Genomic DNA, 21890 nt, shown 5'->3' on the forward strand with positions numbered 1-21890 from the left:
GCTTGAAGTTGCGAATGTGCAATGATGGCGGGGCCGCCCTCATCGTCTAGCGGCCCAGGACGCCGCCCTTTCAAGGCGGTAGCACGGGTTCGAATCCCGTTGGGGGCACGACCGGCGCAAGCCGGAGCAACACAAGCTAGGTCCTGTGGAGCAGTTGGAGTGCTCGCCGCCCTGTCAAGGCGGAGGTCGCGGGTTCAAGTCCCGTCAGGACCGCAGCGCCGACGCCGCGCCCAGCGCGGCGTTCTGCGTATCGGAGCGTGCAACCCTGCCAGCGGCCCACCCTGTTGGCGGGTAGCATGAGCCGAGCGATACGGCCAGGTAGCTCAGTTGGTACGAGCGTCCGACTGAAAATCGGAAGGTCGGCGGTTCGACCCCGCCCCTGGCCACATAGCCTTTCGCCGGGCTACAGAAGCGCCGATCAGCGGAGACGCCGGTCGGCGCTTTGCTTACCACCCCGCCAGCCCGTCTGTCCGGTCTGACCATCGTTGACCCCGGAATCCCGCTGGTGGCCGACTCCTGTCGCACGTGGATTGCACGGACGAGCCGGCGCGGCCCGGTTGCGGGCCGCCTTGATGATTTGACCTTCCACGACCTGCGGCACACCGGGCAGACCCTCGCCGCGCAGACCGGCGCGACACTGGCGGATCTGATGAGCGACTCGGGCACTCGTCCATGGCGGCGGCCCGGCGGTACCTACACGCCGTCGACGGCCGTGATCGTGAGAGCGCTAAAGCCCTGTCAGAACTCGCGGCGCACGGTGATGTCGCACCGCTGCCCCGGCACATTCACCATGCGCAGCTAGCGACGGAGCAGCGAAAACACTCCCGCCGCCGTCAGCACCAACAGCAGTGAACCCGCGAACAGGGCGCGTCCAAGCGGAAGGGGCATGGAGATGAAGAACGGTGCCTGCTGGACCAGAAAGCCCGCACCGATCATGGCCTGGGCCATGCCCACCCGCACGGGCTGGGACCGCTCTCCCGGCTTCAGGCGTGCGAGCCGAACCCAGGCTGCGGGAAACCGTCGTGACACGGCCACACGCACCCCGAGTACAACCGAGCCCAGGCTGAGGACCACGACCCCCACGCGCAAGGCGATCGTGCCCGGGTCCTCGTCATACAGGCTCATGCGCCCATCATCGGAGGGGCGTCAAGCGCGCAATTGCAGGACAGATCGCACGGCAGCCTCCGCCAACTTCCTGCCCTGGCATGGCCACCGTCGACGGCCCGATCGTGAGCCTCAGTTCGGAGCTGTAAACACTTAGCCCTTGCGCTAAGTGTCGGGCCGAGGCAATACTTAGCCACATGGCACAGTATGCGGCGGAGCTCGACGGCGTGTTCGTCGCGCTCGCCGATCCGACTCGGCGCGCTGTCGTCCGTCGCCTCGGTCGCGGGCCCACGAGCGTCGGCGATCTCGCGCGCGAGTTCCCGATGACCCTTCCCTCGTTCATGAAGCACGTGCGGACGCTCGAGTCGACCGGGCTGATCCGCACCGTGAAGTCGGGCCGGGTGCGCACCTGCGTGCTCAACCACGAGCGCCTCGTCCTTGTCGACGACTGGCTCGCGGAGCAGCGCCGGATCTGGGATGAACGCACCGACCGCCTGGAGCAGTTCGTCACCAATCTCAAGGAGAACCAGCAATGAACCCGGACCTCGACCTCAGCCTGGAGCGGGTCATCCGCGCCCCTCGGACAACCGTGTGGAGCGCGTGGACTGACGCGTTCCGCCTCGAACAGTGGTGGGTGCCCGCTCCGGCCGTGTGTCGTGTCGACCGCCTGGAGGTTCGGCCGGGCGGCGCGTTCGTGACGCGGCTGAGCGACGACGGAACCACGTTCGTTCCGCACGTCAACGCGTGCTTCCTCATCGTCGACGATCTCGAGCGCATCGTGTTCACGAACGCCATCGACAGCGAGTGGCGACCCACGAGCCCGGCGCCGGTGCTGATGACCGCCGAGATCACGCTGAACGATCATCCAGAGGGCACGCGATACCAGGTCGTCGTCCGCCACGGCGATCCCGCCGCTCGCGCTCGTCACGAGGAGGTCGGCTTCTCCGAAGGCTGGACGTCGGTCACGGAACAGCTCGCTGGGCTCGCCGAGAGCGCGGCCCTACGATGAAGATCGCCCTAACGGAGTTCATCACGCTCGATGGGGTCAGTCAGGGGCCAGGCTCGGCCACCGAGGACACGAGCGACGGCTTCGCGAGAGGCGGCTGGCTGGTCCCCTACATGGACCAACTGTTCATCCAGCGCGCCTCTGATTGGCTCGACCTCGCCGACGGCCTGCTGCTCGGGCGCCGGACGTACGAGGCGTTCGCGCGCGACTGGCCGCAGATCACCGCGCCGGACGATCCCTTCACCGGGCGGATGAATTCGCTGCCTAAGTACGTCGTGTCGAACACTCTCACCGCGGGGAGCTGGAACCCCACGACCGTGCTGCGGGGCGACCCGGTCCAGACGGTCAGGGCACTGAAGGCGCAGCCGGGGCGGGAACTCCAGATCCACGGGAGCGCACTTCTGGGCAACTCGCTGCTGTCGGCGGGCTTGGTCGACACACTGCGGCTCGTCGTCGCCCCTACGGTCATCGGGTCCGGGCGCCGACTGCTCGCCCACCCGAGCGAGTCTGTCGGCCTCCGGCTGCTGCATCAGGAGGTGACGGCGAAGGGTCTACTGCTCCTCGAATACGAGACCGTCGGCGACGCACCCAGCGGAGAATACGAGGGGGTCGCCGCCTTCGCGTAGACGCGCTTCCAAGTATCTGACCACGTCCTGCTGCACGCTGGCCGTACATCTGCCGTCCCCGGGAAGGACCGGGCCTCTGGAAGGCATGATCCTGACGCCGAGGGATCAGAGCGGCTGGACGATCTGGATCGGGTTGCCGTCAGGGTCGGCGGTCCATGCGATCAGCAGGCGACCGAGCCATTCGTGGGGGGACGCCAGCGCGGGAGCCCCGCTCTCGGTGACCTGGGCGTACGCGGCGGCCGTGTCATCGGTCCACAGGATCACGGCGGCCCGCTGCCCCTCGGGCACCGGGTCGAGGCCGTGGTCATCACGGGTGGAAGCGACCGACGCGATGCCGATCTTGTAGCCGTCGAGCACGAGATCGACGTGAATCGGCTCGCCCTCGGTCGGGACCCGGAACGTCTCGGTGAACCCGAGACGCGAGTAGAACCCGACGGCGCGCGGAACGTCCGCACTGAAGAGGATGATCTGCGGCGTACGGAACATCGACACGGCCGGACGTTATCAGCGCTCCCGCGTCACCGCAGTGGAGGCGAGTCGCCGGGCTGAGCGCCGTCAGCCGTCCCGGTGCCCTTGCTGACGGTGCTGCGCCATGCCGCCCTGGATCGCCTCCCACACGCTGCGCCCGGCCTGCCGCAGGGTCTCCCCCGCCTGCTCGGCGAGCTGCGCCGCACTCTGTGCGGCGGCCTGCGCCCCACCTGAGACGCCACCGGCACCGTCCTGACCGCCGCCGCCACCTCCCGACGGTCCGGGACCGGGGGCCGCCGATCCGCCGCTCTGGTCGCGGGCCTGCCGCTCAGGTCCCGCCCCCTCGGCACCCTGCCGCTGAGCCCCCTGCCCCTCGGGTCCCTGGCCGGCACGCCCCTGGCCGGCAGGCCCCGGGCCCTGCGGCCCCTGCCGCTCAGGTGGGCGGCCCTCCGGGCAGCGTCCGCCCGGACCGGCGGGCTCGGCGCGGCCCGGCTCGCCCAAGCCGGGACGGCTGGGGCCCGGTCGGGGCCGGTCGGCGGCCGCGCCGCCCTGCCGGCCCTGGTCGAGTACGTCGCCGGAGCGCTGCGCCGACCCGGTGACCTCGGCCGCCCCCGAGGCCAACTGCTGGGCGCTGCGGTTGACGTCGTCGATCGCCACGCCGGCCGTCCGGGAGATGGCGTCGATGATCTGCGGGTTGTTGTCGATCGTGTCCAGCGCCCGGCCGAGAATGGCCACCAGTTGCTCCAGCCGCACCCGCAGCTGCGCCTCGGCGTGCACCCCGTTGATGTCCAGCTCCACGCCCTGCAGGTGCACCCGTACGCCGGCGTCGAGCTGAAGCAGGTTGGCCAGCCGGGCCCGCAGGGACAGATCGGCGTCCAGCCCGTCCACGGCCAGCCGGATCGAGTCGACCGAGACCTTCGGAATGTCGAGCAGGACGTCCGGATCCCCACCGCCGTCGGCCCGGCCCGGCTCCCGCTGCTGCGCGCTCTCGCTCATGCTCTCCCGCTCCGCCGCACTCTCGCCCGGCTCGTCCGGGCCGTCCGGCGCGCTTACCCGCTTTCCCGCGGGGCATCCCGTCCGTGACGGACCGGCGACCGACTGTCCGGAACCGGGCACTTCGCGAAGCTGCACACCCGAGCATGAGCCGGTATGGTCCGGGCCTATGGGACAGGGGATGACTGATCCGGCCGACATCCGGCAGGACCTGGAACGGTTCTCCTTACGGTGCACCCTCCTCGTCCCGGGTCCCGCCGAGCACGCGTTCGCGGTTTTCACCGACGACCTGGCCGAGTGGTGGGTCACCGAATACACCTGGTCCGGCCCGGAGGCCCTGGCCGAGCTGGGCATGGAGCCGCGGGCCGGCGGCATGCTCTACGAGATCGGCCCGTACAACTTCCGCGCCGACTGGGGCCGGGTGCTCACCTGGGATCCCCCGCGACGGCTGGTCTTCGTCTGGCAGCTCGGCCCGGACCGGGTGCCGGTGCCGGACCCGGCCCGGGCGAGTGAGGTGGAGGTGCTGTTCCTCCCCGACGGCCCCGAGCGGACCCGGGTCGAGCTGGAGCACCGCCACTTCGACCGGCACGGCGAAGCGGCCGAGGGATACCGCAAGGCGCTCACCGCCGGCTGGCACGAGCTGCTCACCCGCTACCTCGCCACGGTGTCGCGCCGCGACCCCACCACCCCCGCCTGACCGACAGCCCTCACTCCGGCAGGTCAGCGCCCGAGTTGTCGTTCGGTGGCCGAGCCGCCGAGGTCCCGGCCGCCCAGGTCCGCGCGGCGTCCCGCCTCCGCCCCGGGCCCGAAGCCGGTGCCGGCCAGCCGGCGTGGCGGCGCGGTGCGCAGCCGGGGGTACTGCTCGGCGAGTCGTCGCTGCACCCGGTCGGAGCGGTCGGCCAGCACGAGCGCCACCGACGGTGTGCCCGAGCCACTGGCCGCCGCCGTCTCGGCCATCCAGAGCCGTCCCCCGATCACCTGCGCGAACCCGGCGAGCCAGGACCGGCGGAAGGCGGCCGGATGCTCGCCGGCCGGCACCGCCGTGCCGGCCAGGCCGTGCGCCGCCTGCACGAGCAGCGACGTGAAGAGCAGGTCGACCCGTTCCAGGTCGCTGGCGAAGCCGAACAGGTGCAGCGCGAACCCGTTGCCCTGCCGACGGCGTACGCAGCGGCAGCGCAACGGTTCGGCGACCGCGGCGAGCAGGCCGACCTTGTCCCGGGCGTACGGGGCGACGATGTCCACCACGCGGTCGCCGACCGGGTCGGTGGTCGGGTCCCGGGCGGCGAGCAGCGCCCGGTCCACGCCGTAGCGGGCGATCAACTCGGTCGCCTTGGCGGTGAACGCGGCGGACTCCGCGGGCGTGCAGGCCTGGTCCTCGGCCTGGGCCAGCAGCTTGCGCACCTTGCTGAGCATCGCCTCGGACATGCCCCCAGAGCTATCACATCCACCGTCCGGCACGGGGCCGCGCCGGCATCGATCGATACGTATCATCGTCACGATCAGCTCCACCATCCGATACGGATGGTCAGACCAACTGTTCCGGAGGCATGCATGTCATCCCCGAGCGCCCGACTGCTCGCCACCGCCACGGCCGCCGCGCTGTTCTCGATCGGCGCGCCCGCCGGGGCCGCGCAGGCCGCCCTCGCCCCCGCCCCCGCCCCCGAGGTGAACCTCTACGCCCCGCTCGCCACCTGTTACGGCGGGGCCGTCCGCTCCTACTTCCAGACCGGCGGCTACGGCGGTCAGGCCGGCACGTACCGCACCACGAGCCGCTGCGGCGACATCAACGTACGCAACGCCAGCGCGTACGGCACCGAGGCGTGCGTGATATTCGTCGACAAGACGGGTGCCTGCAACTACTGGACCTACCTGCCGGCCAACTCAGGCTGGACCGTGGTGGCGACCAACGTCCGCGACGGGGTCAACTTCCGGGTCCGCTTCGACAACCTGCGCTACGAGTACGAGCCGCTGGTCGCTTACCACGCGTTCTGAGCGACCCACCCGTCGCGACGTCCGGCCCCGGCGGGCGTCGCGACGGGGCGACACCGTCAGGCGGCCCTGCTGCGCAGGGTGGCGATCGTCGACCCGGCGAGGGTGAGCAGGCAGTCGGGGAGCAGCCCGTCGGCCTCCGCCGCGCCGAACAGCGCCTCCCCGGTCGGCACATCCCGGTTCGCGTACGCGCTGACGAAGCGTGCGACCCACCGGGTGTCGTAATCCGCCTGGTCGATCCCCGGGAAGTCCAGGGCGCAGCCGCTACCGGGCGGCGCGTCACCGAGCATCGTCGCGGCCAGGCACCAGGCGACCCCGTAGGCGCCGCTCAGGCCGGCGCGTTCGACGACCGCGTCGAATGTCCCCACCACCGCGTCGCCATCCCCTGCGAGCGCCGAGCGGAGCACGGCGGCCGCGTCATCGAACGTCTGCTGTGGTAGGTCCGTCACTCAGCGCACAGTAGGAGAGGCGGTCAAGGGCCCCGCCGACCGTCACTCTCCGTGTTCAAGGCGGGCGACCTGCGCATTACGCCACCTCCACAGTCCCGCCGCCGGCCCGGGCACGCTAATGTGCGCAGCGGACCTTCGCCGGAGGAAGGACGACCATGCTCGTATCACGCCGCTCGCGGGTGGCCTCACTGGCCGCCTGCGCGACGATCCTGCTTGCCACAAGCGCCTGTGGGAATGACAAGGCCGAGGAGAAAAGCGCCCAACAGGTGCGCCTCTATGGCACGGACGGCAACATGCTCAACTCCTACCCTGCGGAGTTGAAGGAACGTGCCAATCTCGTCGATGGGATGAAGGGAACGACGCCGCTCACCCCGCTACCGGAGGACTTCAAGAGCCGGCTACGGTCCGTCGATCCGGCGCTGACGGACTACCTCTACTCCGCCGAGACGTACGACGCGGTCGTGATCGGGGTGCTCGCCGCCCAACTGGCCGGGAGCACCGACCCGGCGGCCATCGCGAAGCAGATCGTCGGCGTGACCAACAACGGTCAACGCTGCGAGGACCCGGTGACCTGCCTGGCGCTGGCCCGCGCCGGGCGCGACATCGAGTACCGCAGCGTGTCGCTGACCCGGGCGGGCTTCACCGACAAGGGCGAGCCGGCCACCGCGAGCTACGCGACGCTGACCTTCGACGGGCAGCAGATCAACGACGGCAAGACCGAGTTCGTCGGGGCGGGCACCGAGTCGGCGGCGAGCACCAAGACGCCGCCGAAGCCGAAGAAGCAGCCCTCGGGAAAGAACCCCGACCAGGAGCCGCTGATTCTGGGCGGCCTGCTGCCGAAGACCGGTGACCTGGCGCTCTCCTACGCGCCGATGGCGGCCGGCGCGGCGCTGGCGATCAGAGAGGTCAACGCCGCTGGCGGCGCGCTGGGCAAGCCGGTGACCTGGGTGGACGGCGACGACGGCACCAACCCGGCGGTGGCCAAGGCGACCGTGGCCAAGCACGTGGCGGACGGCGTCAGCCTGATCATCGGCGCCGGCGCATCCGGTATCTCCCGGGCGGTGCTGCCGGACGTGGTGAAGGCCGGAATGATCCTCTTCTCGCCGTGCAACACCGACGCCGGCCTGACCGACGTGGAGGACAATGGCCTCTACTTCCGGACCGCCCCGCCGGACAGCCTCCAGGGCCGGGCGCTGGCCGACGTGATCCTCCGCGACGGGTCGCAGAAGATCGTCATCGTCGCCCGCAAGGACTCCTACGGCGAGGGCCTCCAGGCCACCGCCCGCGACGAGCTGCAGAAGGCCGGCATCGCCGAAGACCGCATCAAGCTGCTCACCTATGAGCCGCCGGCCGATGCCAAGGCTCCTCCGGTCGACTTCACCGGTGGTGCGAAGGAGATCAAGGACTTCGGCGCGGACGCCGTGCTGGTCATCGGCTTCGGCGAATCCGCCCAGGTGATCCGGGCGCTCGCCGACAGCGGAGTGCAGATCCGGCACTGAGCACCGACCGCGGACCTCGACGGCCGCACCGGCATCCCGCCGGTGCGGCCGTTTCCGTCCGGGGGGTCAACGGGGCCGGCGGCGCTCCAGAAACTCGGTCATCCGGCGGTGCTTCTCCTCGTCCTCGAAGAGCACCGCCTGGCTGACCAGGTCGAGCTGCGGGTGCGCGGCGGCCGGCGCGTCCACCGCCAGCTTGGTCAGCCGCAGCGCCAGCGACGAGCCCTGGGCCATCTCGTCCAGCAGCCCGTGCGCCACCGCCAGCAGGTCACCGGGCTCGTCCACCACCCGGTTCACCAGACCGATCCGCAGCGCCTCCGTGGCATCCACGCGCCGGCCGGTGAAGAGCAGCTCCTTGGCCCGGGCCTCGCCGATGAGCGCGGGCAGCCGGTGGGTCGCGCCGGCGCCGGCCAGGATTCCCAGCCGGACCTCCGGCTGGCCGAAGACGGCCCGCGCGGTGCACACCCGCAGATCGCAGGCGTACGCCAGTTCCGCGCCACCGCCCAGCGCCGGACCGTCCACGGCCGCCACGCTCGGCATCGGCAGCGCCCTGATCCGGGCGAAGGCGGCCGAGTTGATCGCGGCCAGGGCGTCCGTACGGCCCCGCTCGCGGAGCTGACCGATGTCGGCGCCACCGGCGAAGATGCCCGCCGCGCCCCCCGTGAGCAGCAGCAGCCGGGGGTGCGCCTCCAACTCGGCACAGACCTGGTGCAGCTCGGTGATCAGGTCGGCGTCGATGGCGTTGCGCTTCTCCGGCCGGTCCAGGGTGACCACCAGCCGGTCCGGCCGCTCCTCGATCCGCAGTCCCCCGCTCACTGCTTGGCACCGCCGTCCCACCGGTAGAAACCGTGCCCGGACTTCTTGCCCAGCCGTCCGGCGGCCACCATCTCGACCAGCAACGGCGGCGGCGCGAAGCGATCCCCGTACGCGGCCTGGAGGGTGCGGGCGATGTCCAGCCGCACATCCAGGCCGACGAGGTCGGTCAGCTCCAGCGGCCCGACCGGGTGCCGGTAGCCCAGCACCATCGCCTTGTCGATGTCGGCCGGGCTGGCCACCCCGTCGGCGACCATCCGGATCGCCTCCAGGCCGAGGGTGACCCCGAGCCGCGAGGTGGCGAAGCCCGGCAGGTCGCGTACCACGACGGGGTCCTTGCCCAGCCGGGCGGCGAGCGCGACGGCCGCGGCGGTGGTCTCCTCGGCGGTGGCCGGGCCGACCACGATCTCCAGCAGCGCCATCGCCCAGACCGGGTTGAAGAAGTGCAGACCGAGGAAACGCTCGGGCCGGTCCAGACCGGCGGCCAGGTCACCGATGGCGATGCTGGAGGTGTTGCTGGCCAGCAGCGCCGGGTGCAGCGCGGCGGCGTCACGCAGCACCGCCCGCTTCAGGTCGAGCCGCTCCGGCACCGCCTCCACGATCACCTCGGGCGCGGGGGCGACCTCGGCGAGAGTCGGACGCAGCGTCACCCGCTGACGGTTCGCCGCGGCTTGGTCGGCGTCCAGTTTCCCGCGCTGCACGGCCCGCTCCCACAGCTCGGCGAGCCGGTTCAGCGCGGTCGCGCCCCGGTCGGGGTCCACCTCGACCAGCTCGACGGCGTGCCCGGCGCCGGCCGCCACGTACGCGATGCCGAGCCCCATCGTGCCCGCACCGACGACCACGAAACGATCGCTCATCACGCCTCCCTGTCCCGCCCGGCGGCGCGCGGGGTCCCCGCCACGCCGGCCCGGGTGATCCGCCTGGTCCGCTCGCTCATGGTGCGACCCTATTCAGCACGTGGAGCCGGCCCATGCGTGGGGGAGCGTGGGATCGGGTACAGACGGCCCGTCAACCGAGGGAAGGACCAGTCGACATGAGCCAGGCACCGGAGAGCGTCACCGACCCGGGCAGCACCGACGGGGAGACCGTGGAGACCCGGGGAGACGAGCGGGTCGACCTGCTGCGCGCCGACACGAACAACGACGGCCAAACGGACGTGTGGGTGGTGGACACCGACGGCGACGGCAAGGCCGACCTGTTCCAGTTCGACACCGACGGTGACGGCAAGGTGGACATCACCATGGTCGACATCGACGAGGACGGTACCCCCGACGAGGTGGTCGATGGCGACGGCGGCCTCCCGCCCGAGCAGCTCCCCCCGACCGTCCAGGTCTGAGCCGTAAGGAAGGGCCCCTTGTTATCGCCTGGCGATAACAAGGGGCCCTTCCTAACACTGGGCGGGCGTGCCGGGCGGTCAGTTGGCGAGGCGCAGGGTGGCCAGGTAGTACGGGGCGTCCCGGTCGTCCACATCGGTCAGCCGCCAGGCGCTGCCCCGCACCAGCTCGGCGAACTCGTCGGCCGAGCAGACCAGGTAGTCGAACCACTCGGTGCCCAGCTCCCGGTAGCGCAGGCGGAGCCGGAGCTGGCCGCCGAGCCTGCCCCGGCGGCGGTTGCGCTCGTGGTAGCCGGTGTGCAGCGGGTCGCGGGTGCCGTACGGGTCGGTGCCGTGCGCGATGATCTGCGCCCCCGGCCGGGCCAGCGCGGCGAGAGCGGCCAGGAACTGCGGTGCCCGCTCCCGCCCCTCGAACAGCCCCAGGTTGTTGCCGAGGAGCAGGAACGTGTCGTACCGCTGGCCGTCGGCGACGTGCGTGTCCACGGTGCCGTGCACCAGCCGTTGGACCCCGCGGCGCCGGCTCACCGTCAGCGCACCCGCCGAGGTGTCCAGCCCGGTGACCGGTACGCCGCGCTCCTGCAGCAGCAGCGCGATCCGGCCGGCACCGGTGCCGATGTCCAGCGTCTCGCCCCGGACCCGGTCCACCGCCCGGTGGTCGTACGGCTGCCAGTCCGCTGGCCCGTCCAGGTAGTGCGCGGCCGGCGCACCGTTGATCAACCCGTCGTCCCGCTCGATGATCTCGATGACCGGCCGGGGCAGCCGCCCGCCGACCAGCGGTCGGGGGCCCACCCCGGTGGCCACGGCGAGCGTGTCCCGCAACAGTTCGCCGATCACGTCACCGACTTTAGGCTCCCCCGTCATGACGTCACGCTATCCGGCCACTCAGCGGCCCGCAGCGGCCGTATCCTGGCGGCGTGACCATGCTGGACCGGCTGTCGGTTGAGAAGTACATCCTGCTCACGACCTTCCGCAAGGACGGTCGGGCGGTGCCGACGCCCGTCTGGTCGGTCCGTGACGGCGAGACATTGGCGGTCTGGACCCGGGCCGACTCCGGCAAGGTCAAGCGGATCCGCCGCAACGGCGACGTGACCGTGGCGCCGTGCGACGTGCGGGGTCGGCCGCACGGGGCGGAGGTGACCGCCCACGCGACGATCTGCGACGGCGGCGACACCGGCCGGATACGCGACCTGCTCAAGCACAAGTACCGGCTGATCGGTCGACTGAGCCTGCTCGGCAGCCGGCTGCGCCGGGGTGAGGGTGGCACGGTCGGCATCCGGGTGACGCTGGCCGAGGAAAAGGGCTGAGGCCGGCCGGGCATGGAAAGGGGCGGTGGATCGCGATCCACCGCCCCTTTCCCGGAAAACTACTGCCGGCTCAGTCGCCCTGCCGCTGCTGCGGGATCTGGCCCTGCAACAGCGCCCTGACCTCCGACTCGCGGTATCGACGGTGACCACCCAGCGTGCGGATGGCGCTGAGCTTGCCAGCCTTGGCCCACCGGGTCACCGTCTTCGGGTCGACACGGAACATCGACGCCACCTCGGCCGGCGTGAGTAGCGGCTCTGGTTCGTGCGTTCGCGATGCCATCGGTCACTCCTCCACATGTATAGACATCGGCCGGGGTCCCGCCGGCCGACGCGTCTCCCATGGTCCGGCTAGTCCCCGATGTCCGACATGGGCCGAACGGATGAAGGTCCCTAGACGGACGGATGAACCATGCCCGATTTTTACGACTTTTACACGGAAGAAAGTACCTTATTCGGACTCATGATCACGGTTCGTGATGCGTCAACTACGAGCGCACCTCGCCTTGGGAGCGCTGTGCGGGTGATTTGCCTCAGTTGCACCGCTCCAGCAGCTGCACCGCGCGCCACCGTGCCACCAGCTTGTCGTACGCGGCGGACGCCTCGTCGGCCTCACCACGGGACAACCCGGCGAGACCGCCGGCGACCAGCTCAGGGGAATCGTCCGCGGCCAGCGTCTCATCGGAGAGCAGGTCGACCAGACCGCCGTAGTCCAGCTCCACCACCGAGCGCGGGTGGAACTCCTCCAGCCAGCGGGCCGCCTCCTCCACCGCCTCCGTGATCGGCGCCTCGCCCACCGACTTGCGCAGCACCGAGAGCGCCCGCGACGAACGGCGGCGGGCCTTGGATATCTCGGTGCGGTAGCGCAGCGCGCGGCGGCCCGGCTGGGTGACCAGGTCCCGCTCCGCAGGGTCGAAGAGCACGAACCAGCGCAGCGGCACGCCCCAGGTGGCGATCTGCTCGTGCACCCGGGGCACCCCGTGCTCCAGCACCCGGGCGCCGCTGCGCCAGTCGTCCACGACCGCTCTGGCCTGCCCGGCCAGCACCTGCGGCACGAAGGCGTCGGCGAGCACCGAGGGCACCCCGTCCCGGGCGCTGAGCGCCGCCTCGGCGACCCGGATCCGCAGGTTCCATGGGCAGACCAGCAGGCTGTCGTCCGTCTCCAGGACGTACGCCTCGTCCGGCGGGTCCGGCAACCGCGTCCAGCCCGCACCCAGTGCCTCGATCACCGCCGTCCGCTGCCGGCCGGGGCCCTCCACCGGGGCCACCGCCCGCCCCTCGGAGACGTAGCGACGCCAGTAACTCTGGCGGTCCCGGTCGAAGGCGGTCAGCGGTTCGTACACGCGCAGGTAAGAAGCGAAGAGCGACGGCACGGCGCGATCCTCCCACGAACCGCACCCCTACGCGGTCAGCGGCCGGACCACGCGCGCCGCAACGTGAGACGGCGGCGGCGCGTCGGGCGACGCCACGGCGGCCGATACTAGGCTCGACCACACCGGCAGCATCCCCGCCGGGGTCCACCAGGTCCGCGTCCCACAAGGGCGCACACCACTCCAGGAGCAAGCCATGGGCGTATTCGCGAGCACCGACGACCCGGTATCGACCGGTCACGAACAGATCGTGTTCTGCCAGGACAAGCAGAGCGGCCTGAAGGCGATCATCGGGATCTACTCCACCGCGCTGGGGCCGGCGCTGGGCGGCACCCGCTTCTACCCGTACGCCAACGAGGACGCGGCGCTCGCCGACGTGCTCGACCTGTCCCGCGGGATGGCGTACAAGAACGCTCTCGCCGGGCTTGACCTGGGCGGCGGCAAGGCGGTCATCTGGGGCGACCCCGAGCAGATCAAGAGCGAGGCGCTGCTGCGCGCCTACGGCCGCTTCGTGGAGTCGCTGGCCGGCCGCTACTACACCGCCTGCGACGTCGGCACGTACGTGGCGGACATGGACATCGTGGCCCGGGAGACCAGCTACGTGACCGGCCGCAGCGTGGAGCACGGCGGTGCGGGCGACTCCTCGATCCTGACCGCCTGGGGCGTCTTCCAGGGCATGCGGGCCGCCGCCGAGCACGTGTGGGGCACCCCGAGCCTGCACGGCCGCCGGGTGGGCGTGGCCGGCCTGGGCAAGGTCGGCAAGTACCTGACCGGGCACCTGCTGGAGGACGGCGCCGAGGTGGTGGCCACCGACGTCAACCCCAAGGCGCTGGAGTGGGCACGCACCAACCACCCGCAGATCACCCTGGTGGACGACGCCGCCGCGCTGGTCGCCGCCGACATCGACGTCTACGCCCCGTGCGCGCTGGGTGGCGCGCTGAACGACGAGACCGTGCCGGCGCTGCGGGCCAAGGTTGTCACCGGGGCCGCGAACAACCAGCTCGCCCACCCGGGCATCGAGAAGCTGCTCGCCGACCGGGGCATCCTGTACGCGCCGGACTACGTGGTCAACGCTGGCGGCGTGATCCAGGTGGCGGACGAGATCGAGGGCTTCAACTTCGACCGGGCGAAGCTGCGCGCCACCCGGATCTACGACACCACCCGTCAGATCCTGCACCTGGCCGATGCCGAGGGCGTGCCGCCGGCGGTGGCCGCGGACCGGCTGGCGGAGCGGCGGATGGCCGAGGTCGGCCGGCTGCGCACGATCCACCTGCGCTGAGCGTTCCCGGAGGCGGACCGACCGGATCCGCCTCCGGGCCCCGCGCCGGTCCGCGATCGGTAGGCTGGGGTCGGGTCAACTTCAGGGTGTTTGTCCGGTGTCACGGGTGCTCTCCGCTCCGCTCCTTACCAGGTACACTGGGTGACGGCCGGTTCGCCGCGACTCGCAGAGCCGGCTGACGGTAACCCGAGGTGCCGAACGATGGCATCCCCATGTACCGTAAGAGCCACGAGAGATGCCTGACGTCATCGGGGCCCGCCTTCGGGCTGCCCCGCATTCTGTGCGAGGGGGTCGAGCCATGGGGCGCGGCCGTGCTAAGGCCAAGCAGACGAAGGTGGCCCGGGAGTTGAAGTACCACTCCCCGAACACCGACCTCACCGCCTTGCAGCGTGAACTGGCGGGTGCTGGTAAGTCTGAGCACCACTTCGACGACGACTCTAAAGAGTTCGTCGACGACGATGATGAGGATCACGCGGACGACGACCCGGATCCCTGGATCCGTCCGACCCGCTGACCTCTCGACGTAGCTGAGCACGCGGTGACCCCCGCGTGCTCACGCATGTGCCCGTCGGGAGCGACACCGGTGCCGACGATCAGGGGCCTGTCCTGGCCGGAGACCACTCCGGCCGGCCGACAGGCCCCTGATCGCGGTCACCGTCAGCGCGGGCGGTTGTTCCAGTTGTAGAAGGTCGGGATGTTCTCGAAGTGGTTCCAGGCGCAGACGGCGCTGGTGCCGCCTCCGCCCGGCACCTCCGCCCGCAGCCGTCGCGCGTCCTCGGCCTCCTGCAGGAGCGCGACGAGCCCTGGGGCCGCGTCCCGCACCCGCTCGGCGACGCCGTCCGGAGCGTCATCCGCTCCGCGCTCAGGGCGCCGGTGACTGGTGGTCTCGGGCATGCTCCAACACTCCCTCCAATAGGCGGATCTTGCTGTTGCGGCAGTGCTCGGTCTCCGTGCCGTCGAACCGCCCCAACTCGAAGTAGCGGTTGGCGGCATGACCGCCGCCGCAGAACCCGAAGTACGAGCAGGAGGCCCGACACGCCTCCACCCCGGCCAGGAACTCGCCCACCCACGGGGTCGCCCCGGCGCCGGTGAGAATCTCGGCCAGCGGGGTGGTCAGCACGTTACCGCTGCTGAAGTCGCCGTAGCGGGGGTCGGTGAAGCCGGCGAGTTCCGGGGAGAGCACGGTCACCGAACCGTCGTGCCCGATGGTCGGGATCGGGTCCAACCGGCGGGGCAGCACCGCGTCCGCCGAGTCATCGAGCACCGCCGCCGCGTAGCGCAGTGACCACTCGATCTCGCGCAGGTGGATCCGCGGCTCCCGGCGCCAGACCGCCACCAGCTCCGCCCAGAACGCGGTCACCGCCGCCCGGTCGTGGCGGTTGTCCCGGGTGTTGACCCCCTCGGTCTCCTCGATGTTGATGCCCAGCACGTCACAGCCCAGGCCGAGGAAGTAGTCGTACAGCTCGGCGGCGAGCCCCGGCTCCGGCCGGGACACCACGGCCAGCGCGGAGAAGGGCAGGCCGTGTCGGCGCAACGCGTCCACCCCGCGCAGAATCCGGTCGTACGCGGGCTGACCACCCCGGTTGACCCGGTCGCCGTTGCGCTCCCGGGGCCCGTCAACGCTCACGCTCACCCGCACGTCATGCTCCGCGAAGAAGGCGCACCAGTCATCGTCGATCAGCGTGGCGTTGGTCTGCACGTGGTGCTCGACCTCTGGCCCGAACGGCGCGATCAGGTCGCCCAACCATTCCCGGCCGGCCGCCAGCGGCTCTCCGCCGTGCCAGACCACGGAGAAGCGGCCGGCCGCCGCCCACGGGTTGACCACCGCCGCCACCGCCTCGGCCACCGACACCGGCATCCGCCGGTCGGCGGCCCGGAAGGGCAGGTAGCAGTACGCGCAGTCGAGGTTGCAGAGGGTGGTGGGCTGCATGACGACGTACGACGGGACCGTGGCCAGGCCACGCATCCCGCTGAACGACCGTCCCCGAGCAGCCATCGCCCTCCTCCACCTAGCCTGAGGGGTGCCCTTCAGGCTAGGCGGCGTTGGCCACTCGGGTGAAGCCCTGATCAGGTGCCCGTACGATCACCAGAGCGTGATCAGCCGCGGGTGTGCTGGCCAACCATCTGCACCTTGCCGGTGCCCTCGATGATCTCGCCGGCCTGCCACGCCTCGACCCCACGGCCGGTCAGCGTGGCCAGCGCCCGGTCGGCGTCCTCGGCCGAGACGATCGCGAACATGCCGACACCCATGTTGAAGGTCGACTCCATCTCCGGGTCGTCGATCCGGCCCTTCGACTGGATCAGGTCGAAGACCGGCTGCGGCTTCCAGGTGGACCGGTTGACCACCGCGTCGACGTGCTCCGGCAGCACCCGGACCAGGTTGCCGGGGATGCCACCACCGGTGACGTGGGCCAGCGCCCGCACCTCGGCCTCGGCGATCAGCTTGAGGCAGTCCTTGGCGTAGATCTTGGTCGGGGTGAGCAGCTCCTCACCCAGGGTCCGCTGCCGGCCGAAGTCGTCGATCACGATGTCCAGCCGCATCCGGGCCGCGCCGAGCAGCACGTGACGGACCAGCGAGTAGCCGTTGGAGTGCAGGCCGGAGGAGCGCATGGCGATCACCACGTCACCCACCTCGACCCGATCCGGGCTGAGGATGTCGCTCTCCTCGACCACGCCGACGCCGGTCGCCGAGATGTCGTACTCGTCCGGGCGGAGCACACCCGGGTGCTCCGCGGTCTCCCCGCCCAGCAGCGCGCAGCCGGCGTACCGGCAGCCGTCGGCGATGCCCGCGCCGATCTCGGCGACCTTGTCCGGGACAACCTCGCCGGTGGCGATGTAGTCGAGCAGGAAGAGCGGCTCGGCACCGCAGGCCACCAGGTCGTCGACGACCATCGCGACCAGGTCGATGCCGACCGTGTCGTGGATGTCCATCTGTTGGGCGATCACCAGCTTGGTGCCCACACCGTCCGTGGAGGAGGCCAGGATCGGGTTCTTGTACTTCGTCGTGTCCAGACGGAACAGGCCCGCGAAGCCGCCGAGGTCGCCCAGTACCTCGGGGCGACGGGTCTGGCGCACCTTCGACTTGAGCAGTTCCACCGCGCGGTCGCCCGCGTCGATGGAGACACCGGCGTCGGCGTACGAGACCGAGCGTTTGCGCGCCTGACGGCTGGCGCCGGCCGTCCAGAGCTGGCGGTCGCCGCCGGCGCCGGTCGGGCTGCTTCCTGCGCCGCTGCGCTCGGACACGTGCGTCACGGTTCTCCCCTTTGTGGTTCTCGGTGCCGCGCCGGCGGTGGCCGGGCCGCGCCAGTTTGGTGCTACGGGCGGTTTGCGGTCACGCCACCTGGAGTGGCGACGAGCGGGCCGTCGGTGTGCGGGGCCTCCGGTGCCGAGTTGGCGACCCGTCGGCCCACCCCTTCGAGCACGTGCTTGCCGATCAGGTTGCCAGCCGGCAGCTCGATCGGGTACTCCCCATCGAAACACGCCCGACACAGCCGGGTCTTCGGCTGCTCGGTCGCGGCGATCAGGCCAGGAAGCGAAACGTAACCCAGCGTGTCGGCACCGATGGACCGCCGGATGCCGTCGTTGTCCAACCCGTTGGCCAGCAGCTCCGCCCGGGTGGCGAAGTCGATGCCGTAGAAGCACGGCCAGCTGACCGGCGGGGAGGAGATCCGGACGTGCACCTCCAGCGCCCCCGCCTCGCGCAGCATCCGCACGATGGCCCGCTGCGTGTTGCCGCGGACGATCGAGTCGTCGACGACCACCAGCCGCTTGCCCCGGACGTTCTCCCGCAGCGGGTTGAGCTTCAGCCGGATGCCGAGCTGGCGCAGGGTCTGCGACGGCTGGATGAAGGTGCGCCCCACGTACGGGTTCTTCATCAGGCCGGCGCCGTAGGTGATGCCGGACGCCTCGGCGTAGCCGATCGCGGCCGGGGTGCCGGACTCGGGCACCGGGATCACCAGGTCGGCCTCGACCGGGTGCTCCTTGGCCAACTGCCGGCCGATCTGCACCCGCGCCGCGTGCACGTTGCGCCCGGCGATCGTGGCGTCCGGGCGGGCGATGTAGACGTACTCGAAGAGGCAGCCCTTCGGCTCCGGCGACGCGAACCGGGTCGAGCGCAGCCCGTCCTCGTCGATCGCGATCAGCTCGCCCGGCTCGACCTCGCGCACCACGCTGGCGCCGACGATGTCCAGCGCGGCGGTCTCGCTGGCCACCACCCAGCCGCGCTCCAACCGGCCGAGCACCAGCGGGCGTACGCCGTGCGGGTCGCGGGCCGCGTAGAGCGTCGTCTCGTCCATGAAGACGAAGCTGAACGCGCCCCGCAGCTGCGGCAGCACCTCCAGCGCGGCCGCCTCGACCGACAGGTCCGGACGGCTGGCCAGCAGCATGGTCACCAGCGAGGTGTCGTTCGTCGAGCCGTCCGCGACGAGGCCGCGCTCGGCGACCTCCTTCTCAAGCTCGGTGGTGTTGACCAGGTTGCCGTTGTGGGCCAGGGCGATGGTCGTGCCGGAACTCGTCGACCGGATCGTCGGCTGGGCGTTTTCCCAGTTCGAGGCGCCGGTCGTGGAGTAGCGGGCGTGCCCGATCGCCAGGTGGCCGCGCAGGCTGGCCAGGGTGGGCTCGTCGAAGACCTGGGCCACCAGGCCGAGGTCCTTGTAGACCACCACGCCGGAGCCGTCGCTCACCGCGATGCCCGCCGCCTCCTGGCCGCGGTGCTGCAGCGCGTAGAGACCGAAGTAGGTCAGGTTGGCGACCTCTTCACCGGGGGCCCAGACGCCGAAGACGCCGCAGGCATCCTGGGGGCCGGGTCGTTGGGGGTCAAGGTCGTGGCTCAGCCGGCCGTCGCCTCGGGGCACTACCGCTCCCTCATGCTGGTCTGGACCGGCTTGGCGGGGATCACGGGTGGATCCACACTCCTCTGCCGGGACCACTGTCGTCGCCTGACAGTGTACGCGAATCGCCGTCAATACAGAAAGTCACGATTTCCCTGCCGAGCGTCACGGAGAGCTGGACATCCGGGCAGCTAGAGGGGCAGATATGCCGAGAGGTCCGCCCGGACTCCGCTCACCTGGATGCGACCCTCGGTGACCGCCTCGACCCAACCAATTCGCCCGGTGGCCAGCGCCAGCCAGGTGTCCGGGGCCATCTCGACCACGTTTGGCGGGTTTCCCCTGGTGTGTCGAGGGCCAGGAACGCACTGGATCGCACCGTATGGTGGGACGCGCACCTCCACCGATCGGCCGGGGGCGCGCTCCGCGAGGCCGGCCAACAACGACCGGACCGCCTCCCGGACTACCGGCCTTTCGGGCGTACGCCCCTCGTCGAGCGCCGACAATACCGCCGCAACGGCGGCGGACTTTCTGTACGGAGAGGACACGACGGGACGATACGACCCGCGGGCAGAGTGCCCGACGTTGGCCCTGGGTCGCGCCGATCCAGTCAGACAAGGCATAGTTGCCGACGGCGTATTCGTACCGTGATAATCCCCGGCCCGGCGCCCCGCCGGTCAAGGGAAGTCAGTCCGGAAGGCGGTGGACGTGTCAACACACCGACGTGCCTGGAAGCAGCGGGCCGGTGTGGTCGTAGCGCTGGTTGCCGGCGCTCTGCTCGCCGTCCCCGCCACACCAGCCCTGGCCGCAAGTGTCGACGTATCACCTGGGTCGGTCACCGTGAGCGCCGGCAGCGACGCCACGATCACCGTGCGCGTCACTCCCGATGACAGCGACCGTAACGCGAAGATCAGCCTCTCCGGGCTACCGTCGGGCGTCAGCTGCGCCAGCGGGTGCGGCGACGTCGATTTCCCCGGCCTTGGCAATCCCCAAGCGAAGTCGGTGCTGGTCAGGATCGCGGCCAACGACAACGCGGGCGACGCGACCGCCACCGTCACGGTGGCCGTCGAGGCCGACTCCGGCCCGGACACCAAGACCTTCTCGCTGACCGTCAAGGGCAAGGCCGCGCCACCACCGCCGCAGGCGCAGACCGTGAAGTCGGTCTCCGGCAAGGTGATCGTGCAGGCCAACGGCGACGCCGTGCCGAACGCCGTGGTGATGCTCCTGGACAGCGCGGGCAAGCGCCACGACACCACCAGCGACGGCAGCGGTAACTTCCGCTTCACCGGCACCACCGGCAACCCGATCGCGCCCGGCAGACTCGAGCTGGGCGCCAGCTTCGACAACGTCCTCGGCCGGAAGACCATCAACGCGGGCGCCGGGCAGTCCGTCACCGGCCAGCGGGTCAGCCTGGCCCTCAAGGTCGAGGTGACCCCGAGCCCCACCCCGTCCGCCAGCGCCGAGGCCACCCCCACCGAGGAGCCGGTCGAGGAGGGCACCGAGGAGGAGGCCACCGAGGAGGCCAGCGCGGGCGCCCCGGCGAACGCCTCCAACGAGGAGGACGGCGGCGGCCTCAGCTCGTACCTGATCATCCTGCTCGGCGGTCTGCTCGTCGCCGCTGGTGTCGGCACGATCGTGCTGCTCTGGATGAAGCGCAAGGAGAACGGCGACGAGGACGACGACCCTGCCGGTGCCGGCGCCGTGCCGGCGGCCCGGGGCGGGTTCCGCGGGGCCGACGACCAGACGCGGGTGGTCAACCGCCCGCTCGGCGCACCGGACCCGACGATGGTCGGCGGTGCGGGGCTGAGCGAGGCGCCGACGATGATGCACCGCCCGGTGGTCGACGACGTCCCACCGGACCCGTACGGCGCGCCGGCGCAGCCGTACGGCGCGGCGGGCCAGCAGAGCTGGGGCGGCACCGGCTACGGCGACGAGCCGGCACCCGGCGGGTACGGCGCGGGCGGCTACGGCAACGCCTCCGCCTCGGGTGGCGGCTACGGCACGGCGGCAACCCCCGAGGGTGGCTACGGCGCAGCCGGTGACGGCTACGGTGCGGGCGCAGCTGGCGACGGCTACGGCGCTGGCGCGGCTGGCGACGGCTACGGCGCGCCCGGCTCCGGTGCGGGCTATGGCGGCGCACCGTCCTCCGGCGGCGGCTACGGCGGCACGCCGTCCTCCGACGGCGGCTACGGGAGCCGCGACTACACGGCCCCGGCCGGTGCGGCCGGCTATCCGCCGGCTCCCGCTGGCGGTGCGGGCTACGGCGAGCGTTTCGACGAGCCGACCGGCCGGTACACCGGCGACAGCACGCAGTACCCGGCTCCGGCCGACCCGTACGCCACCGGCGTCTACCAGCCGGAGCAGGGCCAGGGGTACGGCCAGTCCGACCCCGCCCCGTACGGCGGTCGGGCGGCAGAGCCGACCGGTGGCTACGGCCAGCAGGCCGGCGGGTACGACCAGGGTGGCTACGGTCAGCAGCCCGCTGGCGGGTACGACCAGGGCGGCTACGGCCAGGAGCCCCCGGCCCAGCGCGGCGGCGGCTACGACGACCGCGGCTACGACCAGAGCGGCTACGGCCAACAGGCCGCTGGCGGGTACGACCAGGGCGGCTACGGCCAGGAGCCCCCGGCCCAGCGCGGCGGCGGCTACGACGACCGCGGCTACGACCAGGGCGGCTACGGTCAGCAGTCCGGCCGGGCTCGGCCGGCGGACAGCCCGCCGCCGACTGAGCGGGGGGGTCGACGCCTCGACTGGCTGGACGACTGACCCGGCACGCACTGCCTACGGCACAGCGAAACGGCCGCCCGGAGATCCGGGCGGCCGTTTCGCTGTCGGAA

At 71.3% G+C, this 21890-nt stretch carries 26 protein-coding genes and 3 tRNA genes; 14 read left to right on the top strand and 15 right to left on the bottom strand.

All coding sequences use genetic code 11. The annotated features are described in order from the left end of the window. Positions 1-35: 35 nt before the first annotated feature. The 3 genes from ACFYPS_RS14045 (at position 36) to ACFYPS_RS14055 (ending at position 386) form a co-directional block, all read left to right on the top strand. Positions 36-108 (top strand) — tRNA-Glu (locus ACFYPS_RS14045). Positions 109-139: 31 nt separating this feature from the next. Further along, positions 140-213, top strand: a tRNA-Asp gene (locus ACFYPS_RS14050). 99 nt (positions 214-312) lie between these two features. Then, positions 313-386, top strand: a tRNA-Phe gene (locus tag ACFYPS_RS14055). Positions 387-798: 412 nt separating this feature from the next. Here the strand turns inward: ACFYPS_RS14055 and ACFYPS_RS14060 are convergent. Then, on the bottom strand, positions 799-1125 hold the full coding sequence (locus ACFYPS_RS14060; protein WP_354966520.1) for a hypothetical protein: 327 nt from the start codon (positions 1123-1125) through the stop codon (positions 799-801). Positions 1126-1301: 176 nt separating this feature from the next. On the opposite strand from ACFYPS_RS14060, the gene ACFYPS_RS14065 reads away from it, so the two are divergent. From ACFYPS_RS14065 to ACFYPS_RS14075, 3 genes are read left to right on the top strand one after another with little or no spacing between them, the layout of a single operon-like run. Continuing rightward, complete coding sequence (locus tag ACFYPS_RS14065; RefSeq protein ID WP_354966519.1) at positions 1302-1640, top strand: metalloregulator ArsR/SmtB family transcription factor; 339 nt, start codon at positions 1302-1304, stop codon at positions 1638-1640. Further along, positions 1637-2113, top strand: coding sequence for an SRPBCC domain-containing protein (locus ACFYPS_RS14070; RefSeq protein WP_354966518.1), 477 nt, complete (start codon positions 1637-1639; stop codon positions 2111-2113). The genes ACFYPS_RS14065 and ACFYPS_RS14070 overlap by 4 nt, the downstream gene beginning before the upstream one ends. Next, positions 2110-2736, top strand: coding sequence for a dihydrofolate reductase family protein (locus ACFYPS_RS14075; protein ID WP_387324698.1), 627 nt, complete (start codon positions 2110-2112; stop codon positions 2734-2736). Before ACFYPS_RS14070 ends, ACFYPS_RS14075 begins: the two co-directional genes overlap by 4 nt. Before the next feature lie 105 nt (positions 2737-2841). On the opposite strand, the gene ACFYPS_RS14080 is transcribed toward ACFYPS_RS14075, so the two are convergent. Together ACFYPS_RS14080 and ACFYPS_RS14085 are read right to left on the bottom strand one after the other, a co-directional pair. Beyond that, entirely contained in the window at positions 2842-3222 is a 381-nt protein-coding gene (locus tag ACFYPS_RS14080) for a VOC family protein (protein ID WP_354966578.1), read from the bottom strand. A 69-nt stretch (positions 3223-3291) separates the two neighbouring features. Beyond that, entirely contained in the window at positions 3292-4200 is a 909-nt protein-coding gene (locus ACFYPS_RS14085; RefSeq protein ID WP_354966516.1) for a hypothetical protein, read from the bottom strand. Positions 4201-4366: 166 nt separating this feature from the next. On the opposite strand from ACFYPS_RS14085, the gene ACFYPS_RS14090 reads away from it, so the two are divergent. Next, a complete protein-coding gene (locus ACFYPS_RS14090; RefSeq protein WP_354966515.1) occupies positions 4367-4894 on the top strand; it encodes an SRPBCC family protein in 528 nt (175 codons plus the stop codon). A 23-nt stretch (positions 4895-4917) separates the two neighbouring features. On the opposite strand, the gene ACFYPS_RS14095 is transcribed toward ACFYPS_RS14090, so the two are convergent. Further along, the gene (locus tag ACFYPS_RS14095; protein ID WP_354966514.1) at positions 4918-5622 is read right to left on the bottom strand and encodes a DUF2786 domain-containing protein; all 705 of its coding nucleotides are present in this window, start codon (positions 5620-5622) and stop codon (positions 4918-4920) included. Positions 5623-5748: 126 nt separating this feature from the next. Between ACFYPS_RS14095 and ACFYPS_RS14100 the strand changes: the two genes are divergently transcribed. Next, entirely contained in the window at positions 5749-6189 is a 441-nt protein-coding gene (locus ACFYPS_RS14100; RefSeq protein WP_354966513.1) for a hypothetical protein, read from the top strand. A 56-nt stretch (positions 6190-6245) separates the two neighbouring features. Here ACFYPS_RS14100 and ACFYPS_RS14105 read toward each other — a convergent pair whose 3' ends face one another. Further along, positions 6246-6635: a hypothetical protein gene (locus ACFYPS_RS14105; protein WP_354966512.1), complete on the bottom strand. Its 390-nt coding sequence runs from the start codon at positions 6633-6635 to the stop codon at positions 6246-6248. Between the two features lie 155 nt (positions 6636-6790). Between ACFYPS_RS14105 and ACFYPS_RS14110 the strand changes: the two genes are divergently transcribed. Next, on the top strand, positions 6791-8134 hold the full coding sequence (locus ACFYPS_RS14110) for an ABC transporter substrate-binding protein (protein ID WP_354966511.1): 1344 nt from the start codon (positions 6791-6793) through the stop codon (positions 8132-8134). A 66-nt stretch (positions 8135-8200) separates the two neighbouring features. On the opposite strand, the gene ACFYPS_RS14115 is transcribed toward ACFYPS_RS14110, so the two are convergent. Then, positions 8201-8947 carry an enoyl-CoA hydratase/isomerase family protein gene (locus ACFYPS_RS14115; protein ID WP_387324703.1) on the bottom strand — a complete coding sequence of 249 codons (747 nt, stop codon included), beginning with the start codon at positions 8945-8947 and terminating at the stop codon, positions 8201-8203. Further along, positions 8944-9801: a 3-hydroxyacyl-CoA dehydrogenase family protein gene (locus ACFYPS_RS14120; protein ID WP_354966509.1), complete on the bottom strand. Its 858-nt coding sequence runs from the start codon at positions 9799-9801 to the stop codon at positions 8944-8946. The genes ACFYPS_RS14115 and ACFYPS_RS14120 overlap by 4 nt, the downstream gene beginning before the upstream one ends. A 176-nt stretch (positions 9802-9977) precedes the next feature. Between ACFYPS_RS14120 and ACFYPS_RS14125 the strand changes: the two genes are divergently transcribed. Continuing rightward, the gene (locus ACFYPS_RS14125) at positions 9978-10280 is read left to right on the top strand and encodes a hypothetical protein (RefSeq protein WP_354966508.1); all 303 of its coding nucleotides are present in this window, start codon (positions 9978-9980) and stop codon (positions 10278-10280) included. A 78-nt stretch (positions 10281-10358) separates the two neighbouring features. Here ACFYPS_RS14125 and ACFYPS_RS14130 read toward each other — a convergent pair whose 3' ends face one another. After that, positions 10359-11138, bottom strand: a complete 780-nt coding sequence (locus tag ACFYPS_RS14130) for a class I SAM-dependent methyltransferase (RefSeq protein WP_354966507.1) — start codon at positions 11136-11138, stop codon at positions 10359-10361. Positions 11139-11191: 53 nt separating this feature from the next. On the opposite strand from ACFYPS_RS14130, the gene ACFYPS_RS14135 reads away from it, so the two are divergent. Continuing rightward, positions 11192-11581 (top strand): PPOX class F420-dependent oxidoreductase, encoded by a 390-nt coding sequence (locus ACFYPS_RS14135; RefSeq protein ID WP_354966506.1) that lies wholly within the window; start codon positions 11192-11194, stop codon positions 11579-11581. A 70-nt stretch (positions 11582-11651) separates the two neighbouring features. Here the strand turns inward: ACFYPS_RS14135 and ACFYPS_RS14140 are convergent, their stop codons facing one another. Together ACFYPS_RS14140 and ACFYPS_RS14145 are read right to left on the bottom strand one after the other, a co-directional pair. Beyond that, positions 11652-11861, bottom strand: a complete 210-nt coding sequence (locus tag ACFYPS_RS14140) for a BldC family transcriptional regulator (RefSeq protein WP_007073996.1) — start codon at positions 11859-11861, stop codon at positions 11652-11654. Positions 11862-12111: 250 nt separating this feature from the next. Further along, the gene (locus tag ACFYPS_RS14145) at positions 12112-12951 is read right to left on the bottom strand and encodes a hypothetical protein (protein ID WP_354966505.1); all 840 of its coding nucleotides are present in this window, start codon (positions 12949-12951) and stop codon (positions 12112-12114) included. A gap of 193 nt (positions 12952-13144) precedes the next feature. Here ACFYPS_RS14145 and ACFYPS_RS14150 point away from each other — a divergent pair, with 193 nt between their 5' ends. Together ACFYPS_RS14150 and ACFYPS_RS14155 are read left to right on the top strand one after the other, a co-directional pair. Then, the gene (locus tag ACFYPS_RS14150) at positions 13145-14227 is read left to right on the top strand and encodes a Glu/Leu/Phe/Val dehydrogenase dimerization domain-containing protein (RefSeq protein ID WP_354966504.1); all 1083 of its coding nucleotides are present in this window, start codon (positions 13145-13147) and stop codon (positions 14225-14227) included. A gap of 298 nt (positions 14228-14525) precedes the next feature. Beyond that, positions 14526-14741 (top strand): DUF3073 domain-containing protein, encoded by a 216-nt coding sequence (locus ACFYPS_RS14155; protein WP_074315844.1) that lies wholly within the window; start codon positions 14526-14528, stop codon positions 14739-14741. A gap of 143 nt (positions 14742-14884) precedes the next feature. Here ACFYPS_RS14155 and amcA read toward each other — a convergent pair whose 3' ends face one another. The 5 genes from amcA to ACFYPS_RS14180 all read right to left on the bottom strand — a co-directional run bounded on the left by amcA (position 14885) and on the right by ACFYPS_RS14180 (position 19601). Then, the gene (gene amcA / locus ACFYPS_RS14160; RefSeq protein ID WP_354966503.1) at positions 14885-15121 is read right to left on the bottom strand and encodes a multiple cyclophane-containing RiPP AmcA; all 237 of its coding nucleotides are present in this window, start codon (positions 15119-15121) and stop codon (positions 14885-14887) included. Beyond that, the gene (amcB, locus tag ACFYPS_RS14165; RefSeq protein ID WP_354966577.1) at positions 15090-16193 is read right to left on the bottom strand and encodes a cyclophane-forming radical SAM peptide maturase AmcB; all 1104 of its coding nucleotides are present in this window, start codon (positions 16191-16193) and stop codon (positions 15090-15092) included. The genes amcA and amcB overlap by 32 nt, the downstream gene beginning before the upstream one ends. A gap of 131 nt (positions 16194-16324) precedes the next feature. After that, the gene (gene purM / locus ACFYPS_RS14170; protein ID WP_354966502.1) at positions 16325-17479 is read right to left on the bottom strand and encodes a phosphoribosylformylglycinamidine cyclo-ligase; all 1155 of its coding nucleotides are present in this window, start codon (positions 17477-17479) and stop codon (positions 16325-16327) included. A 62-nt stretch (positions 17480-17541) separates the two neighbouring features. Continuing rightward, positions 17542-19080, bottom strand: coding sequence for an amidophosphoribosyltransferase (gene purF / locus ACFYPS_RS14175; RefSeq protein WP_354966501.1), 1539 nt, complete (start codon positions 19078-19080; stop codon positions 17542-17544). Positions 19081-19247: 167 nt separating this feature from the next. Continuing rightward, positions 19248-19601, bottom strand: a complete 354-nt coding sequence (locus tag ACFYPS_RS14180; protein ID WP_354966500.1) for a sterol carrier family protein — start codon at positions 19599-19601, stop codon at positions 19248-19250. A 160-nt stretch (positions 19602-19761) separates the two neighbouring features. On the opposite strand from ACFYPS_RS14180, the gene ACFYPS_RS14185 reads away from it, so the two are divergent. Further along, positions 19762-21819 carry a hypothetical protein gene (locus tag ACFYPS_RS14185; protein ID WP_354966499.1) on the top strand — a complete coding sequence of 686 codons (2058 nt, stop codon included), beginning with the start codon at positions 19762-19764 and terminating at the stop codon, positions 21817-21819. Positions 21820-21890 lie beyond the last annotated feature (71 nt).

This window comes from Micromonospora sp. NPDC005087 (assembly GCF_042872965.1).
Classification (GTDB): Bacteria; Actinomycetota; Actinomycetes; order Mycobacteriales; family Micromonosporaceae; genus Micromonospora.

Coding starts and splice junctions, on each gene's coding strand:
- ACFYPS_RS14060 (WP_354966520.1), bottom strand. CDS start 1,125: ATGAGCCTGTATGACGAGGACCCGGGCACGATCGCCTTGCGCGTGGGG.
- ACFYPS_RS14065 (WP_354966519.1), top strand. CDS start 1,302: ATGGCACAGTATGCGGCGGAGCTCGACGGCGTGTTCGTCGCGCTCGCC.
- ACFYPS_RS14070 (WP_354966518.1), top strand. CDS start 1,637: ATGAACCCGGACCTCGACCTCAGCCTGGAGCGGGTCATCCGCGCCCCT.
- ACFYPS_RS14075 (WP_387324698.1), top strand. CDS start 2,110: ATGAAGATCGCCCTAACGGAGTTCATCACGCTCGATGGGGTCAGTCAG.
- ACFYPS_RS14080 (WP_354966578.1), bottom strand. CDS start 3,222: ATGTTCCGTACGCCGCAGATCATCCTCTTCAGTGCGGACGTTCCGCGC.
- ACFYPS_RS14085 (WP_354966516.1), bottom strand. CDS start 4,200: ATGAGCGAGAGCGCGCAGCAGCGGGAGCCGGGCCGGGCCGACGGCGGT.
- ACFYPS_RS14090 (WP_354966515.1), top strand. CDS start 4,367: ATGGGACAGGGGATGACTGATCCGGCCGACATCCGGCAGGACCTGGAA.
- ACFYPS_RS14095 (WP_354966514.1), bottom strand. CDS start 5,622: ATGTCCGAGGCGATGCTCAGCAAGGTGCGCAAGCTGCTGGCCCAGGCC.
- ACFYPS_RS14100 (WP_354966513.1), top strand. CDS start 5,749: ATGTCATCCCCGAGCGCCCGACTGCTCGCCACCGCCACGGCCGCCGCG.
- ACFYPS_RS14110 (WP_354966511.1), top strand. CDS start 6,791: ATGCTCGTATCACGCCGCTCGCGGGTGGCCTCACTGGCCGCCTGCGCG.
- ACFYPS_RS14120 (WP_354966509.1), bottom strand. CDS start 9,801: ATGAGCGATCGTTTCGTGGTCGTCGGTGCGGGCACGATGGGGCTCGGC.
- ACFYPS_RS14125 (WP_354966508.1), top strand. CDS start 9,978: ATGAGCCAGGCACCGGAGAGCGTCACCGACCCGGGCAGCACCGACGGG.
- ACFYPS_RS14130 (WP_354966507.1), bottom strand. CDS start 11,138: ATGACGGGGGAGCCTAAAGTCGGTGACGTGATCGGCGAACTGTTGCGG.
- ACFYPS_RS14140 (WP_007073996.1), bottom strand. CDS start 11,861: ATGGCATCGCGAACGCACGAACCAGAGCCGCTACTCACGCCGGCCGAG.
- ACFYPS_RS14150 (WP_354966504.1), top strand. CDS start 13,145: ATGGGCGTATTCGCGAGCACCGACGACCCGGTATCGACCGGTCACGAA.
- ACFYPS_RS14155 (WP_074315844.1), top strand. CDS start 14,526: ATGGGGCGCGGCCGTGCTAAGGCCAAGCAGACGAAGGTGGCCCGGGAG.
- amcA (WP_354966503.1), bottom strand. CDS start 15,121: ATGCCCGAGACCACCAGTCACCGGCGCCCTGAGCGCGGAGCGGATGAC.
- amcB (WP_354966577.1), bottom strand. CDS start 16,193: ATGCGTGGCCTGGCCACGGTCCCGTCGTACGTCGTCATGCAGCCCACC.